The organism is Testudinibacter sp. TW-1 (genome assembly GCF_050613185.1).
Lineage (GTDB): Bacteria > Pseudomonadota > Gammaproteobacteria > Enterobacterales > Pasteurellaceae > Chelonobacter.
The window spans coordinates 1,026,454-1,047,181 of sequence record NZ_CP192511.1; the positions used below are offsets into that span (position 1 = coordinate 1,026,454).

The 20,728-nt window shown below is 49.2% G+C and carries 12 protein-coding genes, 2 tRNA genes, 3 rRNA genes and 1 pseudogene; 12 read left to right on the forward strand and 6 right to left on the reverse strand.

The window, feature by feature from the left end; all coding sequences use genetic code 11:
- Positions 1-4: 4 nt before the first annotated feature.
- The 4 genes and pseudogenes from ACQ31U_RS05060 to ACQ31U_RS05075 all read right to left on the reverse strand — a co-directional run bounded on the left by ACQ31U_RS05060 (position 5) and on the right by ACQ31U_RS05075 (position 4,314).
- Entirely contained in the window at positions 5-376 is a 372-nt protein-coding gene (locus tag ACQ31U_RS05060) for a DUF488 domain-containing protein (protein ID WP_431053997.1), read from the reverse strand.
- A gap of 131 nt (positions 377-507) precedes the next feature.
- Complete coding sequence (locus ACQ31U_RS05065) at positions 508-1,368, reverse strand: DmsC/YnfH family molybdoenzyme membrane anchor subunit (protein ID WP_431053998.1); 861 nt, start codon at positions 1,366-1,368, stop codon at positions 508-510.
- Position 1,369: 1 nt separating this feature from the next.
- Positions 1,370-1,987 carry a DMSO/selenate family reductase complex B subunit gene (locus ACQ31U_RS05070; RefSeq protein ID WP_431053999.1) on the reverse strand — a complete coding sequence of 206 codons (618 nt, stop codon included), beginning with the start codon at positions 1,985-1,987 and terminating at the stop codon, positions 1,370-1,372.
- Positions 1,988-1,997: 10 nt separating this feature from the next.
- A pseudogene (locus ACQ31U_RS05075) lies at positions 1,998-4,314 on the reverse strand (DMSO/selenate family reductase complex A subunit).
- Between the two features lie 254 nt (positions 4,315-4,568).
- On the opposite strand from ACQ31U_RS05075, the gene dmsD reads away from it, so the two are divergent.
- The 12 genes from dmsD to rrf all read left to right on the forward strand — a co-directional run bounded on the left by dmsD (position 4,569) and on the right by rrf (position 18,217).
- Entirely contained in the window at positions 4,569-5,186 is a 618-nt protein-coding gene (gene dmsD / locus ACQ31U_RS05080; RefSeq protein ID WP_431054280.1) for a Tat proofreading chaperone DmsD, read from the forward strand.
- A gap of 10 nt (positions 5,187-5,196) precedes the next feature.
- Positions 5,197-5,760, forward strand: a complete 564-nt coding sequence (napF, locus tag ACQ31U_RS05085; RefSeq protein WP_431054000.1) for a ferredoxin-type protein NapF — start codon at positions 5,197-5,199, stop codon at positions 5,758-5,760.
- 138 nt (positions 5,761-5,898) lie between these two features.
- Positions 5,899-7,566, forward strand: a complete 1,668-nt coding sequence (gene glpA, locus ACQ31U_RS05090) for an anaerobic glycerol-3-phosphate dehydrogenase subunit A (protein WP_431054001.1) — start codon at positions 5,899-5,901, stop codon at positions 7,564-7,566.
- Positions 7,556-8,836: a glycerol-3-phosphate dehydrogenase subunit GlpB gene (gene glpB / locus ACQ31U_RS05095; RefSeq protein ID WP_431054002.1), complete on the forward strand. Its 1,281-nt coding sequence runs from the start codon at positions 7,556-7,558 to the stop codon at positions 8,834-8,836. Before glpA ends, glpB begins: the two co-directional genes overlap by 11 nt.
- Complete coding sequence (gene glpC, locus ACQ31U_RS05100) at positions 8,833-10,092, forward strand: anaerobic glycerol-3-phosphate dehydrogenase subunit GlpC (protein WP_431054003.1); 1,260 nt, start codon at positions 8,833-8,835, stop codon at positions 10,090-10,092. Before glpB ends, glpC begins: the two co-directional genes overlap by 4 nt.
- Before the next feature lie 52 nt (positions 10,093-10,144).
- The gene (locus ACQ31U_RS05105) at positions 10,145-10,966 is read left to right on the forward strand and encodes a DUF5718 family protein (RefSeq protein ID WP_431054281.1); all 822 of its coding nucleotides are present in this window, start codon (positions 10,145-10,147) and stop codon (positions 10,964-10,966) included.
- A 174-nt stretch (positions 10,967-11,140) separates the two neighbouring features.
- A complete protein-coding gene (locus ACQ31U_RS05110; RefSeq protein WP_431054282.1) occupies positions 11,141-11,965 on the forward strand; it encodes a DNA ligase in 825 nt (274 codons plus the stop codon).
- A gap of 309 nt (positions 11,966-12,274) precedes the next feature.
- A 16S ribosomal RNA gene (locus ACQ31U_RS05115) occupies positions 12,275-13,813 on the forward strand.
- Positions 13,814-13,889: 76 nt separating this feature from the next.
- Positions 13,890-13,966 (forward strand) — tRNA-Ile (locus ACQ31U_RS05120).
- A 135-nt stretch (positions 13,967-14,101) separates the two neighbouring features.
- Positions 14,102-14,177: transfer RNA gene (locus tag ACQ31U_RS05125), tRNA-Ala, on the forward strand.
- A gap of 421 nt (positions 14,178-14,598) precedes the next feature.
- Positions 14,599-17,887: ribosomal RNA gene (locus ACQ31U_RS05130) — 23S ribosomal RNA — on the forward strand.
- 214 nt (positions 17,888-18,101) lie between these two features.
- Positions 18,102-18,217: ribosomal RNA gene (rrf, locus tag ACQ31U_RS05135) — 5S ribosomal RNA — on the forward strand.
- The 16S, 23S and 5S rRNA genes sit together here with 2 tRNA genes alongside, the layout of an rRNA operon.
- A gap of 283 nt (positions 18,218-18,500) precedes the next feature.
- Here the strand turns inward: rrf and malM are convergent.
- Both malM and ACQ31U_RS05145 read right to left on the reverse strand, forming a co-directional pair.
- Positions 18,501-19,355 carry a maltose operon protein MalM gene (malM, locus tag ACQ31U_RS05140; protein WP_431054004.1) on the reverse strand — a complete coding sequence of 285 codons (855 nt, stop codon included), beginning with the start codon at positions 19,353-19,355 and terminating at the stop codon, positions 18,501-18,503.
- A gap of 84 nt (positions 19,356-19,439) precedes the next feature.
- On the reverse strand, positions 19,440-20,708 hold the full coding sequence (locus ACQ31U_RS05145; RefSeq protein ID WP_431054005.1) for a maltoporin: 1,269 nt from the start codon (positions 20,706-20,708) through the stop codon (positions 19,440-19,442).
- Between the last annotated feature and the right edge of the window lie 20 nt (positions 20,709-20,728).

Sequence of the window (20,728 nt, forward strand, 5' to 3'; positions counted from 1 at the left end):
ATTCCTAGTGATTCGGAAGTTCGATTTTGCCTTGCAGCACCGCCTGCAACACCGGCAAATGGCTGTGTTCAATCGCTTTGGCGGCGGTCAATAACGTCAGGCGGTCGTGCTGTGCGTGCAATTGGCGCAACTGCTGTAAATCCGCCTGCACCGCCTCGGCACTCAATTCATGGTAATAACGCCGACAAAATTCGTCATAATGCGCAAGCGGATCTTGGTGCAGCCATTGGCGCAGTTCGTTGGAGGGTGTGACCGACTTCAGCCACAACACTCCGTCTAACCGCACTTTGGCAATTCCGCGCGGCCACAACCGATCTGCCAATACGGCTGGAAAATCATTATCGTCAAAGGTATACACTCGTTTTAACTGATACATAATTTACTCCATTTTGTGTGATTGATTGCTACAGCATATACTGCACTTGGATAAAAATCCATGTTAAGCACGTATAAAAAAGCAACTTATCCGCGAAAGGACAAATTGCCTGCTAAGCGACGGGCGATTAATCAGCCGGCGATCGCCGTGCCGACGGTCATATGCAAACCGTAAAACAGGGTTCGACCGATCAATTCGGCAACGAAAACCAACAGTACACTGGCACAGAGTGACAAACTAGGTAAGCTGTTTTGAGCACGGCGACTGTAAAACAGTAGCCCGATACCGGCGAACAGCAACACTAGACGCAATATCATTAAATTGGCGTAATCCGGCACTAATGTTGAGGCTTTTTGCGCAGAGGTTTGGATGCCGGCCAAACTGGTTGCTTGCAACACCACTAAACATACGGCAAGCAGTAGTGCCAATCCCAAAATGCCGGGAACCCAGCGCAATTGAGCGGCTTCAACACCGGCAAAACGCAGCAAGGCATAACCGAGAGTAAAGCCGGCCAAAAGTGCGGTCAGCAGGAATGACGCCGGGGTCGAAATGCTGTTCCAAGTCGGTACGGTGCTGATTAAGTAAACCGTACTCATCACGTAGAGAAAAATACCGCCGCTGACGATCAACAAAAACAGCCAAAGTTTGTTTAATGCCGCCAGCATTTTATCCAGCAACTGTAACAGCCAATATACGCCGGCAAGAATGAAAAACAGCGCACCGGCAGCGATCTCGTTACTAAGTGCCGAGCTGCCGATTCGGTTCAATGAATTAAAGGCGCGCAGCGGTGAACCTAAATGTAGAATTGAAGCGGCGAAACCTAATCCCAACAGGATTAACGGCAACAGTAGCAATAATACGACTTTGCGTTGTCGCAGCGGTTCATCGGCTTTCAACAATAGCCATAATGCCATTAGAATGATCGCACCGACCGCACTTTGCGCCAGCACGGTAAACAGCACCAGCGGTAATTCATGTAATCCGGCATTCATGTTACACCTCCCTCGGGTTGGCTAAAAATCCACTGGTATCGCCGCTCGGGCGCGCATTTTTATTCGGTTTGATCACCAAATTCGGCGCAGTATAATGTTCCGCCGGTAGCGGTGCTAAAGCCGCCAACTCGCCGTATTTTGTACGCAGCTCGCTGATCGGCGCAAAATCCAATGCCCGCAGCGGGCACGATTCGACACAAATCGGTTTTTCACCGGCTTTCACCCGTGAATAGCAACCGTCGCATTTTGTCATATGTCCCTTGGCTTCGCTGTATTGCGGCGCATCGTATGGACACGCCATATGGCAATAGCGGCAGCCGATACACAGTTCCTCATCGACAATGACAAACCCATCTGCATTTTTGTGCATTGCCCCGCTCGGACATACCTTGACGCACGCCGGATCTTCGCAGTGATTGCAGGAAATCGACAAATAATACGAAAAGACATTCTGCTGCCAACAGTTGCCGTTTGCCAGCCAATCGCCGCCGGCATATTCGTAAATCCGGCGATAATTCACATCCACCGGCAAATCCTTGTAATCCTTACACGCCAGTTCGCAGGTTTTGCAGCCGGTGCAGCGATCCGAATCGATGTAAAAACCATATTGTTCCGTCATAATCTGCTCCTTACACTTTCTCAATCTGTACTAAGTTGGAATGCTGCGGATTCCCTTTCGCCAACGGCGACGGGCGCTGGGTGGTGAGGACGTTGATACTGCCGTTATGATCTATTTTATCGCCCCACATATTTGCCCTGTGCCAAGCGCCCTGCCCCATACCCAGTACGCCGGGCATAATTCTTGGCGTCACTTTCGCTTCAATTCGGGTTTCGCCGATTTCGTTGAAGATTCTGACCAAATCCCCACTTTGAATATTTCGCGATTTGGCATCAAGCGGATTAATCCATACTTCTTGCGGACAGGCACTTTCCAACACATCAATATTGCCATAGCTGGAATGGGTGCGGGATTTATAATGGAAACCGACAAGTTGTAACGGGAATTGTCCGTTTTGCGCCTCGATATGGCTATAAAATCCCGGGTGGTAGATCGGCAGAGGATCGATCACTTCATCCTCTTTTAAATCCCAACTAGCCGCAATTTCGGCTAAGCGGGCGGAATAAATTTCGATTTTTCCGGACGGTGTGCTTAACGGATTTGCTTTTGGATCGTCCCTGAAATCCTTATAGGCGACCAGATGACCCTTCGGATCTTTTTTCTTGAAAATTCCCATTGCTTTCAGGGCGTCGTATGTCGGCAGATCGGTATCCATTTCTCGCATTTCGGCATATAAATGTTGCAGCCATTGTTCCTGAGTCCTTCCCTCGCTAAATTTGTCATATACTTCGTCACCAAGGCGTTTAGCTATGTCGCATAGAATTTGATAAATCGGGCGTCGCTCGAATTTAGGCGCTGTCGCCGCTTGTCCGAAAATCAGGTAACCCATATTACCGGCAGAATCATTCGGGATAATATCTTCCTGTTCTGTCGTCATCAGATCCGGTAATAAAATATCGGCATATTTGGCAGAGGAGGTCATGAAATTATCAATGACCACAATCATCTCGCATTTGCTCTCGTCTTGTAAGATTTTATGTGTACGGTTTATGTCGGAATGCTGATTGATAATGGTATTGCCCGCATAATTCCACAGGAATTTAATTGGCACATCCAACTTGTCTTTGCCCTGAATCCCGTCTTTTACCGCCGTCATTTCGGTTCCACGTTCAATGGCATCTGTCCACATGAACACTGGGATTTTGGTTTGTACAGGGTTGGTTAACACTGGAAACCGCTTAATCGTGATGGTATAAGTGCTTTCTCTAGCACCGGAATTTCCCCCGCTAATACCAACATTACCGGTTAAAATCGGTAACATCGCAATCGCACGGGCAGCAAGTTCACCGTTAGATTGGCGTTGTGGTCCCCAGCCTTGACTGATATAACAAGGTTTGGTGCTACCGATTTCTCTGGCGAGTTTAATGATTTTATCGGCAGGAATGCCGGTGATATCTGCTGCCCATATCGGCGTTTTGACAATGGCGTCATCTCCTTGCCCCAAAATATACGCTTTGTAGTGTCCATTTGTCGGTGCACCGGCAGGTAAAGTTTTTTCATCATAACCGACACAGTATTTATCTAAAAAATCTTGATCAACCAGATTTTCAGTAATTAATACGTATGCAATACCGGAGACCAATGCGGCGTCGGTACCGGGACGAATCGGAATCCATTCATCCTCCCGTCCGCCTGCGGTGTCGGTGTAGCGCGGATCAATCACAATTAACTTGGCATTGGAACGTTCTCTTGCCTGCTCCAAATGGTAAGTGATTCCAGCGCCGCTCATACGGGTTTCCGCCGGATTATTGCCAAAATAAACGACTAACTTTGAATTGACAATATCGGAGGTGCTGTTACCGACATTTGAACCGTAGGTAAACGGCATTGCCCTGGCAATTTGCGCCGTACTGTAGGTGCCGTATTGGTTCAGAAAACCGCCGTAGCAATTCATTAGACGCGCCATTGCCGAGGCAAAAGCGGAAGAGCGGGTAATATTTCCGCCGACAATGCCGGAACAATAATTAAGGTAAACCGCTTCGTTACCGTAATCTTTCACAATCCGCTTCAGACCGTCGGCAACGGTATCGAGCGCTTCTTCCCAACTAATCCGTTTAAATTTGCCCTCGCCCCGTTTCCCGACCCGTTTCAACCCAAACAACTTCGTCTTGTTTTACGTGCATCCGTAATGCGCAACGGCTACCGCAGTTAACTGAGCACATACTCCAAACCACTTTTTCCGCTTGCTCTTCTGGTGCGGTATTGGTTTTAGCCCTCACTGAAAAAGGTAAGGATACACCTGCAGCAATACCGGTTAATCCGACATGTTTCAATAAAGTTCTTCTTTCGATATCATAATTAATGACATCTTTCACTAGACTATCCATAACAAGTCCCTCCGAATGACTACACTGCTTTCATTAGAACAAAAAGAAATGGGCAAAAAGATGATTAATATCAATCGGAGTGCGTATAAAAACAGGGATCTGCCTAAAATTGATTAGTGTCAAGGCGAAAAAATGAGAACAATTTTAATTTATTGAAGAATTGATTTTTAATACCGAATTTGTGCTACTGTACCGCACTTTGCCGAAGTATGGTACAGTAGCGCAATATTTCCAGAGCCAAGATGATAAAGATGATGAATCCACCATTAACTTCCATTTCCCAATTCGGGCGAATTTTAGGTTCGCTGTTTTATGCTTCGCCGCAACAAGCGCAAAATCAGGCGTTATTGCCGTTATTTGCCGATCCGCAATGGCAGGCGAGCTGTGATTTTTTATCGGCGGAACAGCTTGATGTAATCCAAGTGCGGTTGAGCGAAGGTTTGGCGCAGGGCGCTGCAGCCTTGGAGGCGGATTTTCAGGCGCTGTTTATCGGGCCTGACGCGCTGCCGGCGCCGCAATGGGGATCGGTTTATTTGGATAAAGAAGCGGTGATTTTCGGCAGTTCGTTGTTAGAATTGCGCGGTTTTATGCGTATGCATGGGATTGTGTTGGAATTGGCACAAAACGAACCGGAAGACCATTTCGGCTTGATGTTGCTGATGGCGGCGTGGTTGGCGGAAAATCAACCTGAACAGTTAAACGAATTTTTGCAACAGCACCTGCTCACTTGGTCGGGGCGTTTCCTCAAATTACTGACCGCCGAACAAAACCGCCCGTTCTATTGCGGCTTAGGCTTGTTGGCGCAAGCTTTATTGGCGCATTGGCAGCAACAGTTACAGCTGCAAATCCCCGAAGTGCGGTTATATCGTTAATGATTTGATTATGGCTGAAAAAAACGAACGCTACTATCAGGCATACCTGCAACATAACCGCATTTCACGCCGTGGTTTGTTGCGCGGGATTTTCAATGCCGGACAGAAAGCGCAGCAGCAAATCAGCCAAACGCTGTATCAGCGCGCGGCAACACGCCCGCCGCAAGCGGTTGCCGAGCCGTTGTTTATGCAACACTGCACCGGTTGCGGCGATTGCGTTGCCGCCTGCCCTTACGGCTTAATCCAACTTCAGAATCAAAAAGCGGTGCTGCAAATCGATTACTCTGCCTGCGACCATTGCGGCAAATGCACAGACCGTTGCCAAACCGGCGCACTTAGCGGCGAAGTGCGGTCTGACACTGAGCTGCGACCGCACTTTCACCGCCTTTGTCTGCAACAACAGGGGCGAAGCTGTCAGTTTTGCCGTACCGCCTGTGCGCCGAATGCGATCCGCTTTGACGCCGACAGCAAAAAAATGTTGTTGGACAACGAACGTTGCAACGGTTGCGGCGAATGCAAAATCAGTTGTCCTTCCCATTATATTGAACTCAAGCGGTGTGATTTAAGCGCATAAAAATCGCTAAACTGTGATCAAGCCCTTACTTTTAATGTTTGTTATCGAACATTTTATGGCGAAAACTCACGACATGACCTACAATATCCCTAATTTATTTTTTCGTATTCGAATTTATTTAGTGTGGGGAACAGATTGATGGCGGAATCATTTTCTTCTCGTGTACAAAGTGATGTGATTATTATCGGCGGCGGTGCGACCGGCGCTGGGATTGCGCGCGATTGCCGTTTGCGCGGGCTAAGTGCGGTTTTGCTTGAGCGGCGTGATATTGCCACCGGCGCAACCGGACGCAATCACGGACTGTTGCACAGCGGTGGACGCTATGCGGTCAACGATCCGGAATCGGCGAAAGAGTGTATTGACGAGAATAATATTCTAAAACGAATCGCCAAACACTGTATTGACGATTGCAAAGGGTTGTTTATCACCCTGCCGGAGGACGATTTAGCCTTCCAAAAACCGTTTTTGCAAGCCTGTCAGCAAGCAGGGATTGATGCGGTGCAAATCGAACCGGCATTGGCGCGCCGTTTAGAGCCGTCGGTCAATCCCGATTTGATCGGCGCGGTGGTGGTGCCGGACGGCAGTATCGACCCGTTTCGTCTGACTTCCGCCAATATGTTGGACGCAAAAGAGCGCGGGGCGCAGGTGTTCACTTACTGTGAAGTTCAACAGCTGATTCGCGAAGGCAGCCGAGTGATCGGCGTGCGCGCTTATGATCATAAGCATAAACAACGGCGGGAATTTTTTGCGCCGGTGGTGATTAACGCCGCCGGGATTTGGGGGCAGGGCATTGCCGAATATGCGGATCTGAAAATCAAAATGTTCCCGGCGAAAGGCGCGTTGCTGATTATGGGACATCGCCTCAATCAAATGGTGATCAACCGCTGCCGCAAACCGGCGGATGCCGATATTTTGGTGCCGGGCGATACTATCAGTGTGATCGGCACTACTTCCAGCCGCATTCCATACGATCAAATCGACAATATGCAGGTCACGCCGCAAGAGGTGGATTTGCTGATTCAGGAAGGCGAAAAACTGGCGCCAAGCCTGCGTCACACGCGGGTGTTGCGCGCCTATGCCGGGGTGCGCCCGTTGGTGGCGAGCGATGATGATCCGTCCGGGCGTAATGTCAGCCGCGGTATTGTGTTACTCGACCATGCCGAACGCGACGGTTTGGAGGGCTTTATCACCATCACCGGCGGCAAATTGATTACTTATCGCTTAATGGCGGAATGGGCGACGGATCTTGCCTGTCAGAAATTGAACAAAACCGCACTTTGCACCACCGCCGATATACCGCTGCCCGGTTCAAACGAAAGTGCGGTCGAAACCCACCAAAAAGTGATTTCGTTACCGACTCCGTTGCGGGTTTCGGCGGTGTATCGCCACGGTTCGCGCGCCACCGAATTATTGGAAAAAGAACGTTTGGATCGCAGTTTGATTTGCGAATGCGAAGCCGTTACCGCCGGCGAAGTGCGCTATGCGGTGGACGAGCTGAAAGTGAATAATCTGGTCGATTTGCGCCGTCGCACCCGGGTTGGCATGGGCACGTGTCAGGGCGAACTGTGCGCCTGTCGCGCCGCCGGCTTAATGGCGCGGTTTAAGGTCGCCAATGCGCAGCAATCCACCACGCAGCTTGCCGCTTTTATGGAAGAGCGCTGGCGCGGGATTGAGCCGATTGCGTGGGGCGACGCCTTGCGCGAGGCGGAGTTTACCTCATGGGTATATTACGGTTTATTGGGCTTGAACGAGGTGCCGCAAGCCGGACAACAACAGTTACAGGGAACGGATAAAAATGAAGTTTGATAACATTATTATCGGTGGCGGTTTGGCGGGGCTGATTTGCGGGATCCGTCTGCAACAAGGCGGGCGGCGCTGTGTGATCGTCAGTAACGGGCAAAGTGCGCTCGATTTCTCCTCCGGCTCGTTGGATCTGCTGGGGCAAGCGGAAAATGGTGCGCCAATCGATGATCTGGCGCAGGGTTTGGCGCAATTGGCGCGGCAACAACCGCAACATCCTTATAGCCTGCTCGGGCAAGATGTGGTGCTACAGAAAGCGGCGGAATTTGAAGGTTTGGCAACGGCGCTGCAACTCAATCTGAAACAGGGCAGGGCGCACAATCACTTGCGTTTAACGCCGTTGGGCTCCTTGCGTCCGACTTGGCTGTCGCCGCGCAGCGTGCCGACTTTTGCAATCGAGAACGGCGTCTTATCCGCTAAAAAAGTGGCGGTGTTGGGGATCGAGGGATTTAACGATTTTCAGCCGCAACTGTTGTGTGAAAACCTGCGCCGGCTACCGCACTTTGCGCAGTGGCAGCTCAGTTTCGGCTATCTGCACATTCCCGAACTGGATCATCTGCGTACCGACGCACGCGAATTCCGCAGCATTAATATTTCGCAGGCATTGGAACATAAACTCAATTTCGACCAATTGGTGGCGGAACTGAAAAACGCCGCCGACGGTGCCGATACGGTGTTTTTACCGGCGTGTTTTGGTTTGGATAACGATGGTTTCCTGCAACAGCTGCAACAGGCGAGCGGCATTCATCTGTTTGAACTGCCGACCCTGCCGCCATCGCTGCTCGGCATTCGTCAGCACCGCGTATTGGAAAAAGCGTTTGAGCAGGCGGGCGGGTTGATGATGAAAGGCGACAGCGTATTGCGCGCTGATATGGCAGAAAACCGCGTGACCGCACTTTATACCCGTTTGAACGAAGAGGTCGCCTTGCGCGCCGAACAGTATGTGTTGGCGAGCGGCAGTTTTTTCAGTAACGGCTTGGTGGCAAGTTTTAATCAGGTGCGCGAACCGATTTTTAATCTGGATCTGTTTAGTGCCCCGAACCGCCACCAGTGGACGCATGCGCGCTTTGCGCACCCGCAGCCGTATCAACAATTCGGGGTGAAAATCAATGCCGATTGTCAGGCACAAAAACAGGGTGTAAGCCTAGAGAATTTATATGCGATCGGTGCGGTGGTCGGCGGTTATGACGCCATTCATCAAGGTTGCGGTAGCGGAGTGGCGGTGGTGACCGCACTTTATGTTGCGGATCGGATCCTGCAAGGAGGCAAGCGATGAATTTACAACAACTGATTCAACAAGCGGAGCAGATCCAACAACAGGCGCATATCGATAACAGTTTTGAAAGTTGTATCAAGTGCACCGCCTGTACTGCAGTGTGCCCGGTGTCGCGCAATAATCCGTTCTATCCCGGTCCGAAACAGTCAGGCCCGGACGGCGAGCGCTTGCGCCTGAAAAGTGCCGAATTTTATGACGAAGCCTTGAAATATTGCACCAACTGCAAACGCTGCGAAGTTGCCTGTCCGTCCGATGTCAAAATCGGCGATATTATCGTGCGCGCACGCAACCGTTACGGGCAGGGCAAAGATAAATCGGCGGTACAAAAACTGCGCGACGCGGTGCTGAGCAACACCGATATTATGGGGTCGCTGTCGTCGCCGTTTGCGCCGGTGGTGAATGCGGTCACCAGCCTGAAAGCGACCCGTTTTTTACTGGATAAAACCTTGAAAGTCGCCAAACAGCGCAGCCTGCCGAAATATTCGTTCGGCACGTTCCGCCAATGGTACGGCAAAGTGGCGGCGCAGCAACAGCAGTATGCGGAAAAAGTGGGTTATTATCACGGCTGCTACGTGAATTACAACAACCCGGCCTTAGGCAAAGAGCTGATCGAGGTGTTTAATGCGATGAATATCGGCGTGGTGCTGTTGGAAAAAGAGAAATGCTGCGGCGTGCCGCTGATGGTGAACGGTTTTCCTGAACGCGCCAAAAAACAGGGCGAATTTAATATTCAACAATTAGAACAAGCGGTTACTGAGCGCAAATTGGATATTGTCGGCACCTCCTCGACCTGCACCTTAACCTTGCGTGATGAATATCAGCATATTTTGGGTTTGGATAACCACAAAGTGCGGTCGCATATCCAGTTGGTCACCCGTTACCTCTATACCTTATTGGAACAAGGCAAAACCCTGCCGCTGAAACCAATGCCGCTGCGGGTGGCGTATCACACCGCCTGTCATATGGAAAAGAGCGGTTGGGTGCCTTATACCATCGAAGTGTTGCGCAAAATTCCGCAACTGGAAATCGTGATGTTGAACTCGCAATGTTGCGGTATCGCCGGCACTTACGGCTTTAAATCGGAAAACTACGACACAGCGCAAGCGATCGGTAAAGGGCTGTTTGAACAGATCGAACAGGGCGGTTTTGATTACGTGATTTCCGACTGCGAAACCTGCAAATGGCAGATCGATATGTCCACCACCCGCCAATGTTTGCACCCGATCACCTTACTGAGTATGGCGCTGGAGAAGTAGCTGCGATTGGGCTATACTCAAACCACTTTTGCATAGCGAATAGGGGAAAATGATGGCATTTCAACAAGCAATCGGTTTTGGCGTGGCGGGCAATTTTGCCGGACATTTGGAACAAGCGGGCGAGGCAGCGGATTTTAAACAGGTCGAGGTGCAGGAAGCGCATCAACCGAAAGCGATTTTTCCGTTTTATGTACCGCACTTTGACGGTTTTTTATCGGTTTATCCGCTGTCGTCCGATACATTGCGCTTTCCGCGAGATGCGGATAACCTGCAAATCGAGCCGGAAGTGGCGATTATTTGTGATATTCAATATGATCAACATCATCAAGTGACCGCACTTTTACCGAAAGCGTTTGGCGCATATAACGATTGTTCAATCCGCCGCCCGAATGCTCATAAAATCGCCGACAAGAAAAATTGGGGCGCGCAAACCAAAGGTTTAGCGTCAACTTTGATCCCACTGGATGGCTTCGAGGCTGGTTGTAATTTGGATCGCTATCGTATCGCCTGTTTTCATCAGCGTGGCGAACAATTCAATATTTACGGCGTGGACAGCCCGACAGTCGGTTACAGTTATTTCCATCAAAAATTACTCAATTGGACTGTCGATCGCATGAACAACCAGCCGGATCAAGGGCCAATGCACCATATCGCCGGCTTGCTGGAAAAAGCCGATTATCCGCAACAGGCGGTGATTAGCATTGGTGCGACCCGTTATACCGAATTCGGCGAAACCCATTTTTTGCAGCCGGGCGATGTCAGCATGGTGGTGGTGTATAACGCCGACTGCCATACCTCAAACGAGATTATCGCAATGGCGAAAACCCGACAATTCAGCGGTGATTTGTCGGCGTTAGTGCAAACCGTGATTTGATTTTATTCTTTACTTTACGCCAAGTGCGGTCAGACGATGATTTGACCGCGCTTGTTCTTTTTGCGATCCGGATTCCAATTATTTTCATAACCCCGTTCTTTTTCTTGTCCGTTACGTTAGCCTGACCGCACTTTGATTCATTTGTTCGAGAGGTGAACGATGTGGCGTGTAGGTATGATTGCTCTATTGGCATGGCTGGGCGCGATAACCGGCGCGGCGGCAAGCAGCAAGCCGAATTTAATGCTATTGGAAGTCTATCAAGGGCAAGCGTTAGACGGTTGGATGATGAGCGAAAAATTGGACGGCGTGCGTGGTTTTTGGGACGGCAAACAACTGTTGAGCCGCAACGGTAATCCGCTAAATCCGCCGGATTATTTTGTCCAACATTTTCCACCGTTTGCGATCGACGGCGAACTGTTTTCCCAGCGTGGTGAGTTTGAAATGATTTCCTCGATTGTGCGCAGTGCCGACGATCGCGGTTGGCACAAATTGAAGTTGTATGTGTTTGATGTACCCAATGCAGACGGGGATCTCAACGCGCGTTTGCAAACCTTGGCGGATTATTTGCAACAAAATCCAAGCGCGCATATTGAAATCATTCGACAAATTCCGATTAAGAATAAGCAACATGCGGAAGATTTTCTAGCCGAAGTCGAGGCGTTGGGCGGCGAGGGTATTGTGGTGCGTAATCCGTTTATTGCGTATCAGCAACAGCGCAGTTCACAGATTTTGAAATTTAAAACCACGCAAGATGAAGAGTGCGAAGTGGTGGCGCATCATCAAGGCAAAGGGCAGTTTGCACAGGTGTTGGGCGCGCTCAGTTGCCGCAATCAGCGTGGCGTTTTTCGAATTGGCTCGGGGTTTAATCTGCAACAGCGGCAAAATCCGCCGCCGATCGGCAGCGTGATAACTTATCAATATCGCGGCTTAACCAAAAACGGCAAACCACGCTTTGCTACTTTTTTACGAATTAGAAGTGATATTTCGCTGACAAAATAATCCAAAGTGCGGTTTTTCGTTTAAAAAAGCGCCGCTTGGAAATTTTTTGCAAAAAAGTGAGAAAAAGCCCTTGCAAAGCATTATGGAATGTCTATAATGCGCACCTCACAACGACGCAGCTGTTTGAAGCCGGCGATTGTGACTGTTCTTTAACAATATATCAGACAATCTGTGTGGGCACTTGTGCAAGGCATTGGTAATTTAAAGATTTAAAAAACTAAAGTCTTAATGAGTGCTGATAGTAAATTCATAATTGAAACTTTTGTGGTTTCAACATTATAGTCAGAGATTCGTTGAGCGATTGAACTTGAATTGAAGAGTTTGATCATGGCTCAGATTGAACGCTGGCGGCAGGCTTAACACATGCAAGTCGAGCGGTAACGGGGGGTAGCTTGCTACTTTGCCGACGAGCGGCGGACGGGTGAGTAATGCTTGGGAATCTGGCTTATGGAGGGGGATAACTACGGGAAACTGTAGCTAATACCGCGTAATGTCTTAGGACTAAAGGGTGGGACTTTCGGGCCACCCGCCATAAGATGAGCCCAAGTGAGATTAGGTAGTTGGTGAGGTAAAGGCTCACCAAGCCGTCGATCTCTAACTGGTCTGAGAGGATGACCAGTCACACTGGGACTGAGACACGGCCCAGACTCCTACGGGAGGCAGCAGTGGGGAATATTGCGCAATGGGGGGAACCCTGACGCAGCCATGCCGCGTGAATGAAGAAGGCCTTCGGGTTGTAAAGTTCTTTCGGTGATGAGGAAGGTGTTTTGTTTAATAGACAGAGCAATTGACGTTAGTCACAGAAGAAGCACCGGCTAACTCCGTGCCAGCAGCCGCGGTAATACGGAGGGTGCGAGCGTTAATCGGAATAACTGGGCGTAAAGGGCACGCAGGCGGATAGATAAGTGAGATGTGAAATCCCCGAGCTTAACTTGGGAACAGCATTTCATACTGTTTATCTAGAGTTTTGTAGAGAGGGGTAGAATTCCACGTGTAGCGGTGAAATGCGTAGAGATGTGGAGGAATACCGGAGGCGAAGGCGGCCCCTTGGACAAAGACTGACGCTCATGTGCGAAAGCGTGGGGAGCAAACAGGATTAGATACCCTGGTAGTCCACGCTGTAAACGATGTCGATTTGGGGGTTGCCTGTATGGGTGGCTCTCGAAGCTAACGCGTTAAATCGACCGCCTGGGGAGTACGGCCGCAAGGTTAAAACTCAAATGAATTGACGGGGGCCCGCACAAGCGGTGGAGCATGTGGTTTAATTCGATGCAACGCGAAGAACCTTACCTACTCTTGACATCCTAAGAAGAGCTCAGAGATGAGCTTGTGCCTTCGGGAACTTAGAGACAGGTGCTGCATGGCTGTCGTCAGCTCGTGTTGTGAAATGTTGGGTTAAGTCCCGCAACGAGCGCAACCCTTATCCTTTGTTGCCAGCATGTAAAGATGGGAACTCAAAGGAGACTGCCGGTGACAAACCGGAGGAAGGTGGGGATGACGTCAAGTCATCATGGCCCTTACGAGTAGGGCTACACACGTGCTACAATGGCGTATACAGAGGGAGGCGAGAGTGCGAGCTTAAGCGAATCTCTTAAAGTGCGTCGTAGTCCGGATTGGAGTCTGCAACTCGACTCCATGAAGTCGGAATCGCTAGTAATCGCAAATCAGAATGTTGCGGTGAATACGTTCCCGGGCCTTGTACACACCGCCCGTCACACCATGGGAGTGGGTTGTACCAGAAGTAGATAGCTTAACCTTAGGGGGGCGTTTACCACGGTATGATTCATGACTGGGGTGAAGTCGTAACAAGGTAACCGTAGGGGAACCTGCGGTTGGATCACCTCCTTATAATATGACTGATGATTTTGTATAGGTGTTCACACAGATTGTTTGATAGAAAAGAAGACAGACCGTATAGAGAGATAGGCTTGTAGCTCAGGTGGTTAGAGCGCACCCCTGATAAGGGTGAGGTCGGTGGTTCAAGTCCACTCAGGCCTACCAATGATTTTATCTTCATCATCTTGAATATCTGCGATGCTCATGTGCTGTTCGCACACTGCGCTTCTCGATTTCAATCTGATTTTGCTAAAACCATTGGCTGAACTATCTAGAACTTGCTAAATACGGGAAAAGAAAGGGGCTATAGCTCAGCTGGGAGAGCGCCTGCTTTGCACGCAGGAGGTCAGCGGTTCGATCCCGCTTAGCTCCACCACGCTTTAACTTGTCACAACGAGGTCAGTAATGACTGAAGTATCGGTGATAAGGGTTTATTGATTAATAGTGAGTTTTCTTAGCCAACGCTTTATGAGGGATTAAAAAACCTAAAGTGCGGTTAAGAGGATTGAGTATTGGTTGAAAAACCGATTTGTTCTTTAAAAATTTGGACACAAGCTAAAAACTGAAGAGAACTCAAGCGTTCGAGAGGACGTAAGAGCTGAGTATTTGAAAATCGAGCAATCGAGAATCGAATTGGGCTTGTTTGGTGAGAAAAGGCACTGAGCAGGTCAGCGTAGGGAAACTTACGCACGAGTCAATGGAAGACGGCTTTGGGAATGGAAAGCGGACTGAACGAAACGGGCACGAAAGTGGTTAGTTGAAATGAAAGTGCGGTCTGAAAATTCTTGAGGTTGTATGGTTAAGTGACTAAGCGTGCAGGGTGGATGCCTAGGCAGTCAGAGGCGAAGAAGGACGTGCTAATCTGCGAAAAGCGTGGAGGAGTTGATAAGAAGCGCTATCACTCCACGATATCCGAATGGGGAAACCCAGTAGATGAAGAATCTACTATTGTTAACTGAATCCATAGGTTAACAAGGCGAACCGGGAGAACTGAAACATCTCAGTACCCCGAGGAAAAGAAATCAATTGAGATTCCGTAAGTAGCGGCGAGCGAACACGGAGAAGCCGTTAGTGATAGTAAGTGAGTTAGGAGAATGAGTTGGGAAGCTCAATCGCAGAGGGTGATAATCCCGTATCCGAAGGCACAGTTACGGTACTAAGCTAACACTAAGTAGGGCGGGACACGAGAAATCCTGTTTGAAGATGGGGGGACCATCCTCCAAGGCTAAATACTCCTGACTGACCGATAGTGAACCAGTACCGTGAGGGAAAGGCGAAAAGAACCCTGGTGAAGGGAGTGAAATAGAACCTGAAACCCTGTACGTACAAGCAGTGGGAGCCTCTTTAATGGGGTGACTGCGTACCTTTTGTATAATGGGTCAGCGACTTATATTGTGTAGCGAGGTTAACCGAATAGGGGAGCCGAAGGGAAACCGAGTCTTAACTGGGCGAAGAGTTGCACGATATAGACCCGAAACCCGGTGATCTAGCCATGGGCAGGTTGAAGGTTGGGTAACACTAACTGGAGGACCGAACCGACTACTGTTGAAAAAGTAGCGGATGACTTGTGGCTGGGGGTGAAAGGCCAATCAAACCGGGAGATAGCTGGTTCTCCCCGAAATCTATTTAGGTAGAGCCTTAGACGAATACCTTCGGGGGTAGAGCACTGTTTCGGCTAGGGGGTCATCCCGACTTACCAACCCGATGCAAACTGCGAATACCGAAGAGTACTATCTAGGAGACACACGGCGGGTGCTAACGTTCGTCGTGAAGAGGGAAACAACCCAGACCGCCAGCTAAGGTCCCAAAGTCTATGTTAAGTGGGAAACGAAGTGGGAAGGCTTAGACAGCTAGGATGTTGGCTTAGAAGCAGCCATCATTTAAAGAAAGCGTAATAGCTCACTAGTCGAGTCGGCCTGCGCGGAAGATGTAACGGGGCTAAAACATAGCACCGAAGCTGCGGCATTCAGATGACAGATTTCAGATGTCAGGAGACAGTATGGCAATCAAGTTTGAAGATTTGAAGGTGTTTCAACGCGCTTATAAAGTGTCGTTGGAAATTCATCAAGCGAGCTTGGATTTTCCTAAGATAGAGCAATATGCGTTAGGAGACCAAGTTAGACGGGCAAGCAAAAGCATTTGTGCAAATTTAGCCGAAGGTTTTGCAAGGCAACGTACTAAAGCGGATTTAAATCGATTTCTTAGCATGGCAATAGGCAGTGCTGATGAAATGCGAGTTTGGTTAAGATACTGTTATGACTTGAAATATGTAGATGAACAAGATTGGCAAAGATGGCGTAATGAATACGAAGAAATTGCGAAGATGTTACAAGGTTTTGGTAAAACACCGAAACCTGACGTCTGAAATCTGTCATCTGATTGGGTAGGGGAGCGTTGTGTAAGCGGAAGAAGGTGGCTCGAGAGGGCTGCTGGACGTATCACAAGTGCGAATGCTGACATAAGTAACGATAAAGGGGGTGAAAAACCCCCTCGCCGGAAGACCAAGGGTTCCTGTCCAACGTTAATCGGGGCAGGGTGAGTCGGCCCCTAAGGCGAGGCTGAAGAGCGTAGTCGATGGGAAACGGGTTAATATTCCCGTACTTGTGATAAGAGCGATGTGGGGACGGAGCAGGTTAGGTTATCCGGGTGACGGAAGTCCCGGTCCAAGCGTGTAGGATGGATGATTAGGCAAATCCGGTCATCTAAATCAGAGGCGTGACGGGGAGACTCCACGGAGTCGAAGTAACCGATACCACACTTCCAGGAAAAGCCGCTAAGCTTATCTTATCATAAACCGTACTGAAAACCGACACAGGTGGTCAGGTAGAGAATACTCAGGCGCTTGAGAGAACTCGGGTGAAGGAACTAGGCAAAATAGCACCGTAACTTCGGGAGAAGGTGCGCTGACGGTAATTGAAGTCCTTAACGGATGGAGGTGAAGTCAGTCGAAGTGACCAGCTGGCTGCAACTGTTTATTAAAAACACAGCACTCTGCAAACACGAAAGTGGACGTATAGGGTGTGACGCCTGCCCGGTGCTGGAAGGTTAATTGATGATGTGAGAGCATTTGATCGAAGCCCCAGTAAACGGCGGCCGTAACTATAACGGTCCTAAGGTAGCGAAATTCCTTGTCGGGTAAGTTCCGACCTGCACGAATGGCGTAATGATGGCCAGGCTGTCTCCACCCGAGACTCAGTGAAATTGAAATCGCCGTGAAGATGCGGTGTACCCGCGGCTAGACGGAAAGACCCCGTGAACCTTTACTATAGCTTGACACTGAACATTGAATTTTGATGTGTAGGATAGGTGGGAGACAGAGAAGTATTAACGCCAGTTAATATGGAGTCGTTGTTGAAATACCACCCTTTAAGGTTTGATGTTCTAACACAGACTGCGGCACGCGGTCGTGGACAGTGTCTGGTGGGTAGTTTGACTGGGGCGGTCTCCTCCCAAAGCGTAACGGAGGAGTACGAAGGTTTGCTAATCACGGTCGGACATCGTGAGGTTAGTACAATGGTATAAGCAAGCTTGACTGCGAGACGGACATGTCGAGCAGGTGCGAAAGCAGGTCATAGTGATCCGGTGGTTCTGAATGGAAGGGCCATCGCTCAACGGATAAAAGGTACTCCGGGGATAACAGGCTGATACCGCCCAAGAGTTCATATCGACGGCGGTGTTTGGCACCTCGATGTCGGCTCATCACATCCTGGGGCTGAAGTAGGTCCCAAGGGTATGGCTGTTCGCCATTTAAAGTGGTACGCGAGCTGGGTTTAGAACGTCGTGAGACAGTTCGGTCCCTATCTGCCGTGGGCGTTGGAAAATTGAAAGGGGCTGCTCCTAGTACGAGAGGACCGGAGTGGACGCACCGCTGGTGTTCCCGTTGTTTCGCCAGAAGCATTGCGGGGTAGCTATGTGCGGAAGAGATAAGTGCTGAAAGCATCTAAGCACGAAACTTGCCTTGAGATGAGTTTTCCCAGTCTATAAGACTGTAAGGGTTGTTTAAGACGAAGACGTAGATAGGCGGGGTGTGTAAGTGTAGTGATACATTGAGCTAACCCGTACTAATTGCCCGAGAGGCTTAACCATACAACGCTCAAGGGTTTTACCCAAAAGCCGAGAGAAAGTTGTAAGAAAAGACAAGAGACGAAAGAGCGAAGTAAGAAGCTCGAGTAGGGCTCGAGGAGTTTGAATCAGATTAGCTTGTGACCGAATAGGAATAACAGCGAAAGAAACGCTGAAAGAATAAAAAATAGAGAACAAAACAAAGTAAGAAGAAGCAAAAACAATCAAGCCGAATTATTCCGGCGGCGATAGTGCGGTAGCACCACCTGATTCCATGCCGAACTCAGAAGTGAAATGCCGTAACGCCGATGGTAGTGTGGGGTCTCCCCATGTGAGAGTAGGACACCGCCGGATATTATATTAGAGAAGCAGAGCCCCTTGTAGCGATACAAGGGGTTTTTGTTTTGGGCGAAAAAAATCCTAAGACAAGAAAGCTAAGCAATACGAAGAAATACCCGTGCGGTTTGCAGTGAAGTTCAATGAGAAAAGTATGGCAACAGGCTGGATTTTGGTAATAATCAGCCTGAAAGTGCGGTCAAGCGCTCTTTGAAGAAAGATAGGTTCGTTATTTATATTTTTTACAGATATAAAAAACCACCTCGAATTGAGGTGGAAAGGGAAAGTAAAAAGGCAGGTCTTACTTCTTAGAAATATTATCAATAAAAGTTTTGCGCGGAGAGGATAATCCCAGCTTTTCGGCTTCATTCACCAGATTCATTGCTCTGTCAATATCGTTTTGTTTTAAGGCATTGCGAATGGCCGTATTGAAATAGCGCTCGGTTTCTTTTTCTACCGGCTTAGTTAATGTTGTGCCAGCAGCTTTGGCGGTGTTACCGATAGTTTGCGGCGTTGTAGACTTATCTTTGAAAGACGGCATTTGCATACCGATAAATTGCGCACTTTGTTTGCCGTCGACACGGATTTGAATTTTACCGTTACGGCTGTGTTGCGCCCGTAAATCGTCAATTGCCGGCGGCTGGTTGCCTCTGGCTTTGGCGTAAAGTTTTGCCGGGTGGGGAATCGAAGTACTGCCTTGCAAATCGTCAGCTGCGGTATAAACCAGCAGATAAATATAATCCTGATTCGGCGTCGGGGTTAGGTTGAGTTCGGTACTCAAGCGATTTGCTTGCAAACCGCTCTCGTGCTGCAATTTAAACACGGATGAAGGGTAAGTTGCGGCTAAATTGTAATTGGCATCTAACACCGCAACTGTCGGGACGAACAGCGCTTGATTGTCGATGGCGAAACTACTGATGGTAATATTTAACGTGCCTTGATTTGCCGGCAGGCGGTAAGCGGCAATCGGGCTGTGGATCGCCGCGATTGGTTGCTCATTTTCCGATAAAGTGGTGTCGGTTTGCTGTGATAAGCCGATATCTTGCCATGGCAGTTGGGCGGCTGTCTGCGCGTTGATATTCAATTGCGCGGCGTAACCAAAGGAAGCGCAAATCAGCCCAAGCGCCAGCAGTATCGATTTAATTGGCTTTTTCATATTAACCTCATAAAAACAAAAGTAAAAAGACCGCACTTTATCGTGGTTGCTTGTCGAGCCGCGTGACAAAGTGCGGTTTGGCGATTACCACCAAGCTTCGAATTGCACGCCATATACCAATTCATGATCGCTGGCTTTCCCGTATTTGCTCGGGTTTGTGGTTCGATCGCCGAATTTGTCATTCCAATCTGCGTAAGTGGCGAAGACCCGGATTGCCGGACGCGCCCAAATGCTGTCGCCGGCTTGCCATTGTTGGGCCAAGGTGACTTTTTTCAGATCGTTCTTTTTGCCGCTGGCTTGATCTTTGACGCGGTCATAACCCAGTTCGACCAAGGTGCTCATGGTATCATTCCATTTATACATCGGGCGAATACCGGCGGAGTACCAGGTATTACCTTGATTATTATCCAGATCGGTTTTTTGATAAATCAAGGCGTACATGGTTTCGACACGATCACTGAGTTTAACCACCCCTTGATTGATCAAGCGCAGCATATGCCCGTTGTTATTCACCGAAGCGCCTTGTGAGTGACCGGTATTCCAAGAGGTCATGGAATCGGTTGCATATTGCACGGTGAATTTGTTAAAACCGCCGAAGAACTCGTTTTGCGTATGTTCGGCGGTCAGCATATAGCCGCGTTTGCTCGCACCGTCGGCAAATTTTACGCCGTCTTTGGTATGGGCATTACCAAAATCGACCCCGAACTCCAATTTACCGTTTTTATTGACATTTAAATCGGCTAAACGGACATCAAAGACATCATTGTAAACGTTCTTATTTTTATTGGTTTCCCACTTTTTGCTGATCTCGTTATATTCCCAAGAATAGGCGCCGGCCGGTTCGGTATTACGCGTCACCGCCAGAGACAATTTCCCGAAGCCCAGATCGATATTTTCCACCCCTGCACCGGGGCCTGAAATATCCCAATAGTAGAAGTCATTCATATGCACATCGTGGCGCTGATAGAAACGTTTACCGGCCCAAAGCGTTGCCCCGGGTAACGAATCGGCAAAGTTTTTAAACTGTACGTTGACTTCGCGCAATGCCGGGCTGGTTGATTCCCAGTCTACCTGTTGATTCACCGAATAGGCGACGTTGGTATCCAAATAGATACTTTTTTCCCCTTGATTGAATAACGCTTGCCCCAATTTGAATTCGGTATAGGTTTCGGCTTCGTTACCCAAACGGTATTTGGCCGGAGCACCGGTGGCTTTAAATGCGCTTTGTTCACCGCCGCCTGCCGTCCAGCCGATACCGGAACGGGCATAGCCGTGGAAATCGACCGCACTTGCTGTACCGGCAAGTAAGGTGCTGCCGATAACAATCGCGAGAAGGGTTTTTTTACTGTTCATAATGTTGGCCTCTTTTATTG

Coding starts and splice junctions, on each gene's coding strand:
- glpC (WP_431054003.1), top strand. CDS start 8,833: ATGAATTTACAACAACTGATTCAACAAGCGGAGCAGATCCAACAACAG.
- malM (WP_431054004.1), bottom strand. CDS start 19,355: ATGAAAAAGCCAATTAAATCGATACTGCTGGCGCTTGGGCTGATTTGC.
- napF (WP_431054000.1), top strand. CDS start 5,197: ATGGCTGAAAAAAACGAACGCTACTATCAGGCATACCTGCAACATAAC.
- ACQ31U_RS05065 (WP_431053998.1), bottom strand. CDS start 1,368: ATGAATGCCGGATTACATGAATTACCGCTGGTGCTGTTTACCGTGCTG.
- dmsD (WP_431054280.1), top strand. CDS start 4,569: ATGAATCCACCATTAACTTCCATTTCCCAATTCGGGCGAATTTTAGGT.
- ACQ31U_RS05070 (WP_431053999.1), bottom strand. CDS start 1,987: ATGACGGAACAATATGGTTTTTACATCGATTCGGATCGCTGCACCGGC.
- ACQ31U_RS05145 (WP_431054005.1), bottom strand. CDS start 20,708: ATGAACAGTAAAAAAACCCTTCTCGCGATTGTTATCGGCAGCACCTTA.
- ACQ31U_RS05060 (WP_431053997.1), bottom strand. CDS start 376: ATGTATCAGTTAAAACGAGTGTATACCTTTGACGATAATGATTTTCCA.
- glpB (WP_431054002.1), top strand. CDS start 7,556: ATGAAGTTTGATAACATTATTATCGGTGGCGGTTTGGCGGGGCTGATT.
- ACQ31U_RS05110 (WP_431054282.1), top strand. CDS start 11,141: ATGATTGCTCTATTGGCATGGCTGGGCGCGATAACCGGCGCGGCGGCA.
- glpA (WP_431054001.1), top strand. CDS start 5,899: ATGGCGGAATCATTTTCTTCTCGTGTACAAAGTGATGTGATTATTATC.
- ACQ31U_RS05105 (WP_431054281.1), top strand. CDS start 10,145: ATGGCATTTCAACAAGCAATCGGTTTTGGCGTGGCGGGCAATTTTGCC.